Source organism: Bacillus sp. SRB_8 (assembly GCF_003264205.1).
GTDB classification, from domain to species: Bacteria; Bacillota; Bacilli; order Bacillales; family Bacillaceae_G; genus Bacillus_A; species Bacillus_A mycoides.
The window spans coordinates 1-387 of sequence record NZ_NADT01000184.1 but is presented as its reverse complement, the minus strand read 5'-3'; the positions used below and the strand labels follow the sequence as shown (position 1 = coordinate 387).

Sequence of the window (387 nt, the reverse complement as noted above, 5' to 3'; positions counted from 1 at the left end):
AGCGGAAAGACCGCTCTTGTGACAGGGGCGAATCGAGGCATAGGCAAGGCGATTGTCGATGCGCTGCTGCATCATGGCGCGATGAAAGTCTATGCAGCAGTGCGCAACCCCGATTCGGCCAATCCGCTGCTGGAGCGCTTTGGCGACATGGTGGTTCCAGTTCATCTGGATTTGACCATGCCGGAAAGCATTGCAGCATTGGCTGACACGGCCCCGGATGTTCAGGTGGTGGCCAACAACGCGGCGGTTTTCAAGACCGCCACCCCGCTGGATGCCGGGGCGATAGATGCGCTTGAGATGGCAATGAAGATCAATGTGTACGGACTTATTCGAATGGCTCAAACCTTCGCCCCCATTCTCGCAAAAAACGGAGGAGGTGCATTCATC

The 387-nt window shown here is 56.6% G+C and carries 1 protein-coding gene; it reads left to right on the top strand.

The window, feature by feature from the left end:
• A partial coding sequence (locus B5P40_RS32395; protein ID WP_142936401.1) for an SDR family NAD(P)-dependent oxidoreductase occupies positions 1–387 on the top strand: 387 nt, incomplete at both ends.